The sequence below is a fragment of the Streptosporangium sp. NPDC006013 genome (genome assembly GCF_040614275.1).
Lineage (GTDB): Bacteria > Actinomycetota > Actinomycetes > Streptosporangiales > Streptosporangiaceae > Streptosporangium.
In genome coordinates this window covers 1-8885 of sequence record NZ_JBEXUE010000414.1, presented here as the reverse complement: position 1 = coordinate 8885, position 8885 = coordinate 1, and the positions used below count along the sequence as shown (strand labels likewise).

Annotated in this window: 1 protein-coding gene; it reads left to right on the top strand. The window is 74.2% G+C overall.

The annotated features are described in order from the left end of the window. Positions 1–106: 106 nt before the first annotated feature. The coding region (locus ABZ260_RS39730; protein ID WP_355627887.1) for an amino acid adenylation domain-containing protein at positions 107–8885 on the top strand (8779 nt) is incomplete at its 3' end.

Here is an 8885-nt window from a genome sequence, read left to right as displayed (position 1 = left end):
GCGGCGACGAGCAGGTCGTGGTGAGGGGTGATCTGCACGACTCGCCCCTTCTTGGCGGTGGTGCAGCGCTCACGCCGGGCTGCTGAGGCTCGGGCCGGACGAGCACGTGCTGGCCCTCAGCACGCACCACATCGTCACCGACGGCTGGTCCATGGGCGTGTTCGCCGAGGAGTTGAACGCGCTGTACGCCGCGGGGATCGCGGGCGAGCCGTCTCCGCTTCCGCCGTTGCCCCTGCGTTACGCCGACTTCGCCTCCTGGCAGCAGGACCGGGTGTCCGGTACGGCACTGGACGGCATGCTCGCCCACTGGCGCGAGCGACTCGACGGGCTCGCCCCGCTGGATCTGCCCACCGACCGGCTGCGGCCGCCGGTCAGGACCTCGGCGGGCGCGGCCCATGTCTTCGAGGTGCCCCCGGCCGTGCTGTCGCGGCTGAGGGAGACGAGCCGCGAGCACGGCGCCACCCTGTTCATGACCCTGGTCGCCGCCGTGCAGATCCTGCTCGCGCGCTACTCCGGGCAGCGGGACGTCGCGGTCGCCACCGCGACCAGCGGCCGTGGCCGGGTCGAGTTGGAGAGACTGATCGGTTTCTTCGTCAACACCCTGGTACTGCGCTGCCAGGTCGACGAGTCCCTGCCGTTCACCGCCTTCCTGGGCGAGACGCGCTCCACGGTCCTGGACGCCTTCGACAACGACGAGGTGCCCTTCCAGCGGCTCGTGGAGGTCCTGCGGCCCGAGCGCGACCCCAGCCGGCTCCCGCTCGCCGAGGTCGCGGTCAACCTGCAGAACGCGCCGCGCGGGGCCGTCGAGCTGCCCGGCGTCCGGGTGCAGGAGATCCGTCCGCCGGTGCTGGTCGCGCCCATGGACGTCTCGTTCGACTTCTACGAGCGTGACGGCGCGCTCGTCACCCACCTCGGATACAGCACGGACCTGTTCGACCCGGCCACCGCCGGGCGCATGGCCGGTCACCTGCTGACACTCCTGACCGCGATCGCGGACGACCCGGACCGGCCGATCGCCGACCTTCCCCTCCTGGACGCCGCGGAACACCGGCTGCTGACCGACACCTGGTGCGGCGAGGGCGGCGGCCCCGCGCCGCGCACGGTTCCCGAACTGTTCGCCGAGCAGGTCGCGGCCGACCCCTCGGCGGTCGCCGTCGTCCACGCCGGGCGGAGCCTCAGCTACGGCGAGCTGGACGAGCGGGCGGACCGGCTGGCCCGGCTGCTGGCCGGGCGGGGCGCGGGTCCCGAACGGATCGTGGCCGTGGCCGTCCCCCGGTCGGCCGAGACCGTCGTCGCGATCCTCGCCGTCCTGAAGAGCGGCGCCGCGTACCTGCCGCTGGATCTCGACCACCCGGCCGAGCGCGTCCGGACGATGGTGGAGGACGCCGCTCCCATCATCATCCTGACCACCACCGAGGTGGCGGAGCGGCTGCCGGGGGGCGTCCCCCTCGTCACGCTGGACGCGCCGGACACCGTGGCCCCGCTCGCCGGGCAACCCCGGACGCTCCGCTCCGACCCCGCGCATCCCGCCTACGTGATCTACACCTCCGGCTCCACCGGGCGCCCCAAGGCGGTCCTGGTGCCCCACACCGGCCTGTACGACATGGTGCTCACCCAGCGCGAGCGGCTGGGCGCGGGGCCGGGGACGCGGGTGCTGCAGTTCGCGTCCTTCAGCTTCGACGGGGCCTTCTGGGAGCTCATGCTCGCCCTGCTGTCCGGTGGCACGCTGGTGGTCGCCACCGCGGAGGAGCGGGCACCGGGAGCTCCGCTGGCCGAGCTCATCGGCTCCGAGCGTCTCACCCACCTCACCCTGCCCCCGACCGCGCTGACCGTGCTGCCCGCCGACGCCGTCCCCGAGGGGACGACCCTGGTCGTCGCGGGTGAGGCGTGCCCCCCGGGCCTGGTGCGGGACTGGTCGGCCGGACGGCGGATGTTCAACGGCTACGGGCCGACCGAGTCCACGATCGGCGCCACCATGACGCGGGCGCTGACTCCCGGCGACGCCCGCACCGGGACGGTGCCCATCGGCCGCCCGTTCCGCAGCGTCCGCGCCTACGTGCTGGACGACCGGCTGCGTCCGGCGCCCGTCGGCGTCCCCGGTGAGATCTATCTCGCCGGGCCCCGCCTGGCCCGCGGCTACCTGCGCCGTCCCGGATTGACCGGCGAGCGGTTCGTCGCCGACCCGTACGGCCCGCCGGGCACCCGCATGTACCGCACCGGCGACCGCGCGCGCTGGCTGCCGGGAGGCGAGCTGGAGTACGCGGGCCGCGCCGACGACCAGGTCAAGATCAGAGGTTTCCGGGTCGAGCTCGGCGAGGTCGAGGCCGTCATGTCCGGGCACCCCGCGGTGGACACGGCGGCGGCGGCCGTCAGCGGCGGTACCCGGGGTGACCTGCGCCTCGTCGGCTATCTCGTCCCCGCCGCCTCCGGCGGACCCGACCCGGCCCAGCTGCGCGCCTTCCTGCGGGCGAGACTGCCCGAGCACATGGTGCCCTCGGCGTTCGTCACGCTGGAACGCCTGCCGCTGACGGTCAACGGCAAGGTGGACCGGCGCGCGCTGCCCGAGCCCACCGGCGACCGCGAGGCCGGGACACGCTACGTCGAGCCCCGCACACCCGCGGAGAGGATCATCGCCGAGGTCTGGTCGGACCTGCTCGGTGTGGACCGGGTGGGCGTGGACGACAACTTCTTCGACCTCGGGGGCGACTCCATCCTGGGCCTGCGGGTCGTGGCCCGCGCCCGCGAGGCCGGGTTGCGCGTGACGGCCAGACAGACCTTCCTGCGCCAGACCGTCGCCGAACTGGCCGCGGAGGCGGTCGCCGAGGAACAGCCACGCGCCGAGCAGCGGGCGGTGTCGGGAGAGGTCCCGCTCACGCCCGTGCAGCACTGGTTCTTCGAGAACCTCGCCGACAGCGTCGACCGGTTCAACCAGGCGATGTTCGTCGAACTCGACGAGGAGCCCGACGAGGAGGCGTTGCGCGCCGCCCTGGCCGCGCTGCCCGCCCACCACGACGCCCTGCGCCTGCGCGCCGAGCACGACGGCGGGCGGTGGCGGCAGCACAACGCCGCCGCCGAGGACGGCGAGCCGCTGCGGCGGATCGACCTGTCCAAGATCGGTGCCGCCGACCGGGAGGCGCGGATGCGCGAGGAGATCCTGGCCGCGCAGCAGGGGTTCCGGCTGGACACCGGCCCGCTTTTCCGGGCGCTGCTCTTCGTGCTCGGCGACGCGCACCGCCCCCGGCTGTTCCTGACCGCCCACCACCTCGTGGTCGACGCCGTCTCCTGGCAGATCCTGCTGCCGGACCTGGAGACCGCCTACCGGCAGGCCGAGGCGGGCCAGGACATCCGGCTCCCCGCCAAGACGACCTCCTTCCTGGAGTGGGCCCACCGTCTCGCGGACCACGTGGCGGCGGGCGGCCTCGACCACGAGCTGGATCGCTGGACCCGCCTGGACGAGGTCGCGGCCGGGGCCGCCGCGCTGCCGGTGGACGTCGCCGGAGAGCACGGGACCGGCGGGCACGGCGGGCACGGCGGGCACATCGAGAACACTGTCGCGTCCACGCGTACCGTGACCGCGCGGCTGAGCGCGGAGAGCACCCGGGCGCTGCTGCGCGACGTGCCCGAGGTCTACCGAACCCAGATCAACGACGTGCTGCTCGCCGCGCTGGGCAGGGTGCTGTGCGAGTGGACCGGCGGCGACACCGCCCTCGTCGAGATGGAGGGCCACGGCCGCACCGACCTGTTCCCCGGCGTCGACCTGTCGCGGACCGTCGGCTGGTTCACCACGGTCTTTCCCGTCGCGCTGCGCCTCCCGGCCGCGCCCGGCTGGGGGGAGACGCTCAAGTCGGTCAAGGAGCAGCTTCGCGCGGTGCCGGGCCAGGGGCTGGGATACGGCGCGCTTCGCCATCTCGGCGCGCCCGGCGGCCGGCCGCCGGGCCGCGTTCCCCAGGTGGGGTTCAACTACCTCGGGCGCGTCGAGGCCGGATCCGGCGGCCGAGGCGGGCTGCTGCGCGGGCGGCTGCCCCACCCCGGCGCCGAGCGGAGCCCGGGGCAGAGCAGGCGGCACCTGCTTGAGATCACCGGGCTCGTCGACGGCGACGAGCTGGAGTTCCGCTGGACGTACTCGGCGGCCGTGCACCGCGGGGAGAGCGTCGAGGCGCTGGCGGAGCGGGTGATGTCGGCGCTGGCGGAGATCGTCGAGCACTGCGCGGAGCCGGGCGCGGGCGGCTGCACCCCCTCGGACTTCCCGCTCGCCGGGCTGGACCAGGCCACGGTGGACCGGCTGGCCGGCGACGGCAGGGGAATCGAGGACGTCTACCCGCTGACGCCCATGCAGCACGGCATGCTCTTCCACTCGCTGGCCGAGCCCGAGTCGGACATCTACGCCGGTCACTACTCGATGGTCCTGGAGGGGGTCGCCGATCCGGTGGCGCTGGCCGAGGCATGGCAGCGGGTCGTCGACCGCACGCCCGCCCTGCGTACGGCGGTGATCTGGGAGGGCGTCCCCGAGCCCGTGCAGGTGGTCCACCGCCGGGTGCGGCTCCCCGTCACCCACCACGACCTCCGGGACCTGCCGGAGGCCGAGCGGCGGCAGGCGGTGCGGCGGCTGTGGGAACGCCGGGCCGAGCGGCGGCTGGACCTGGCCGTCGCGCCGCTGGCCAGGCTGGACCTCGTGCGGCTGTCCGAGACCGAGGTGCGACTGCTGTGGGCGGCCCACCACATGACGCTGGACGGCTGGAGCTCCTCGCACGTGCTGTCGGAGGTGTTCGAACAGTACGCCGCCCTCACCACGGGGCGGACCGGCACGGTGACGCACCGCCCGCCCTACCGGGAGTACGTCGGGTGGCTGGCACGCCAGGACCAGGCCGAGGCGGAGCGGCACTGGCGGGGGGTGCTCGCGGGCATGACCGCGCCGACCCGGCTGCCGTTCGACAGGCCGGTGGCGCGGGCCCACGGGGCGCGTTCCTCCAGGGAGGTGCGGCTACGGCTGCCGGAGGAGCTGTCCGGGGCGCTGTACGAGTGCGCCAGGGACGCCCGGCTGACCGTCAACACCCTGTTGCAGGGCGCGTGGGCGCTGCTGCTCTCCCGCTACGCGGGGGAGCGGGACGTCTGCTTCGGCGCGACGGTCTCCGGCCGGCCGGCCGGGCTCGCCGGTTCGGAGTCGATCATCGGGCTCTTCGTCGACGTGGTGCCGGTCAGGACGGAGGTGGCCGGCACCGAGCGGGTGATGTCCTGGCTGCGGCGCCTGCAGGACGCGCAGGCCGCGTCCCGCGAGTACGAGTACCTGTCGATGGCGCGGATCCACGCGTGCGCCGAGGTGCCCAGGGGCACCAACCTGTTCGACAGCGTCGTGGTGTTCGAGAACTACCCGTACGACCCCGGCGCGGCGGCCAGGCACGGGCTGCGTGTGCGCGACCACCGGGGCGAGGAGCAGACCAACTACCCGCTCACGCTCACCGCCCACGCGGCACAGGAGCTGACCCTGGCGCTGGGGTACGACCCCGCCTCGTTCGACGAGCCGACGGTGGAACGCATGGCGGGGCACCTGGAGACGGTCCTCGCCGCGATCGTGTCCGCCCCCGAGAGCCCGGTGGCGGACCTGCCGGTGCTCACCGCGCCCGAGCGGGAGCGGTTCCTGGGGGAGTGGAACGGCCCCGCCGTGGAGTTCACGCCCGCCAGGTGCGTCCACGAGATCTTCACAGAGCAGGCCGGGCGCACCCCGGACGCCGTCGCCGTCAGCCACGGTGACGGCGAGCTCACCTTCGCCGGGCTGGAGGAGCGGGCCAACCGGCTGGCCCACCGCCTGGTGGAGCTGGGGGCGGCCCCCGGCGTGCCGGTGGGGGTGTGCGTCGAGCGCGGCGTGGACGCCGTGGTCGCGCTGCTGGGGGTGCTGAAGGCGGGAGGCGCCTTCGTGCCGCTCGATCCCGGCTACCCGCCCCGGATGCTGGCGACCATGCTGGAGGACGCGTCGGCCCCGGTCGTGGTGACCCAGCGGCGGCTGCTGGACCGGGTGGCCGGGTCCCCGGCGTCCTTCGTCTGCCTGGACCGGGACCGGGCCGTCCTCGACGGCCTGCCCGCGTCGCCGCCGGACGTCGCCGTGACCCCGGCGGACCTGGCCTACATCGTCTACACCTCGGGATCCACCGGCCGCCCGAAGGGGGTGATGGTCGAGCACCGCAACGTCCACCACATGGTGCGCGCCTGGGACGCCCGCTACGGACTGTCCGGGACGCGGCCTCGGTCCCTGTCGGTGTCGAGCCTCTCGGTGGACCTGTTCTTCGGCGACTTCCTGCTGTCGGCCCTGTTCGGCGGGACGATGGCGGTGTGCCCGGCCGAGGCGGTGGCGGACCCGCCCGCCCTGCTGGAGACGCTGGCCCGCACCCGGGCGGAGATCCTGGTGACGGTCCCGTCACTGGCCAGGGCCCTGGTCCAGGAGGCCGGGCGGCGCGGCGTGCGGCTGGATTCGCTGCGCGTCCTGATGGTCGGCTCGGAGGGCTGGCCGGCCGGCGACTCCGAGGAGGTGCTGCGCGGGGTGGGACCGGACACCGTGGTCGTCAACGCCTACGGCGCGACCGAGACGACCGTGGACTCCACGGTCTTCCAGCTGGGCGGCGATCCGGTGGGCGAGGCGGCGTTCGTCCCGATCGGACGGCCACTGGTCAACACCCGCGTCTACGTGCTGGACGGGGAGATGCGCCCGGTGCCGCTCGGCGTCGCCGGAGAGCTCTACATCGGCGGCGACGGGGTGGCGCGGGGCTACTGGAACCGTGCCGAGCTGTCCGCGGAGCGGTTCCTGACCGACCCGTTCGCGCCCGGTGCCGAGGACCGGATGTACCGGACGGGAGACCTGGTGCGCCGCCGCGCCGACGGGAACCTGGAGTTCATGGGACGGGTGGACGACCAGGTCAAGATCAGGGGATTCCGGGTGGAGCTGGGCGAGATCGAGTCGGCGCTGGCCCGCCACCCCCGCGTCGCCGCCGCCGCGGTCGCCGCCTGGGAGGACGCCCCCGGCCGCGTCCGGCTGACGGGCTACGTGGTGCCCGCGGGCGAGCCGGCGGACGCCCGGGAGCTGAAGGAGTTCCTCAGCGGGGTCCTGCCGGGACACGCCGTACCGTCGGGGTTCGTGACCCTGGAGGCGCTGCCGCTGAGCCCGAGCGGCACGCTGAACCGCCGCGCGCTGCCCGACCCCGGCAGGGGCGCCGACACCGGCACGGCGTACGTCGCCCCCCGCGACGCGACCGAACGCCTGCTGGCCGCGACCTGGGCCGAGGTGCTCGGAGTGGACGCCGCCCGGGTCGGGGTGCACGACAACTTCTTCGACCTCGGCGGCGACTCGATCCTCAGCATCCAGATCATCTCGCGGGTCCGGGCCGCGCTCGGCTCGGCGCCGCCGCCCAGGCAGCTCTTCGACACGCCGACCATCGCGACGCTCGCCCCCCTGCTCGGCGGCGCCGACCCGGGCGGCGGCCGGCGCGAGATCGAGGTGGTGGACCGCGACGACGACCTGCCGCTCTCCTTCGCCCAGCAGCGGCTGTGGTTCCTCGACGCGTTCGAACCCGGCGGCACCGGATACAACACGGCCCTCGCCCTGCGACTCCGCGGCGAGCTGGACGCCGGTGCGGCTCGGATCGCCCTGCGGCGGCTGGTAGGGCGGCACGAGTCGCTGCGCACCACGTTCGGCGACGTCGGGGGACGGGGCACGCAGACGATCCATCCCCCCTCCGAGGCGGCCTTCGAGGCGGCCTTCGAGACGGTGGACCTGGCGGGGACACCCGCGGGCGAGCGCGAGGCCGCGATGTGGCGGCGGCTCGAACAGGAGGCGTCGCACCCCTTCGACCTGCGGCGTGGCCCGCTGTTCCGGGCCGTGCTGATCCGCCTGGACGCCGCCGACCACGTGCTGGCGCTGCTCATGCACCACATCGTGACCGACGGGTGGTCGATGGGGGTGCTCACCGAGGACTTCGCCGCCTTCTACTCCGCCGAGACGCGCGGTGAGAAGCGCGGTGAGCGGCGCGAACCCGCGCCGCTCCCCATACGGTACGCAGACCACGCCGCCTGGCAGCGGGAGCACCTGGAGGGGCCGGCGCTCGACGGGCACATCGGCTACTGGAAGCGGCGGCTCGACGGGATCGCCCCGCTGGCACTGCCCGTGGACCGGCCGAGACCCGCCGTGCGCGCCTCCGCCGGCGCGACGCACACGGTGGAGATGCCGCCCGAGGTGGTGGACCGGCTGCGGACCGTGGCACGCAGGCACGACGCCACCCTGTTCATGGTGCTGGCCGCCGCCACGCAGCTGCTGCTCGCGCGCTACTGCGGCCAGCAGGACGTCGCGGTGGGCACGGCGACCTCGGGCCGCAACCGGGCCGAGCTGGAGGGGCTGGTCGGTTTCTTCGTCAACACCGTGGTGCTGCGCTCCCTGGTGGACGAGTCCTCGTCCTTTGGAAACCTGCTCTCCCAGGTTCGTGCGACGGTGCTTGACGCGTTCACCCACGACGACGTGCCGTTCGAGCGGCTGGTGGAGATCATGCGGCCCGAGCGGGACCCCAGCCGCACCCCTCTGGTCGAGGTCATGGTGGTGCTGGAGAACACCCCGGCGCGGGAGGAGGACCTGCCGGGGCTGCGCGCCGAGACGCTGCCCGTCACGAGCGGCGAGGTCAGCCACGACCTGATCGTGAACTTCTACGAGCACCGGGGCGCGCTGACCATGGCCGTCGCCTACAGCACCGGCCTGTTCGACGAGACCACGATCGAGCGCATGACCAGGCACCTGGTGATGCTGCTCGACGCCGTGGCGCAGGATCCGGAGCGCCGGTTGTCGGAGGTTCGCCTGCTGACCAGTGCCGAGCGCGAGCGGTCGCTGGTGAAGTGGAACGACACCGGCAGGG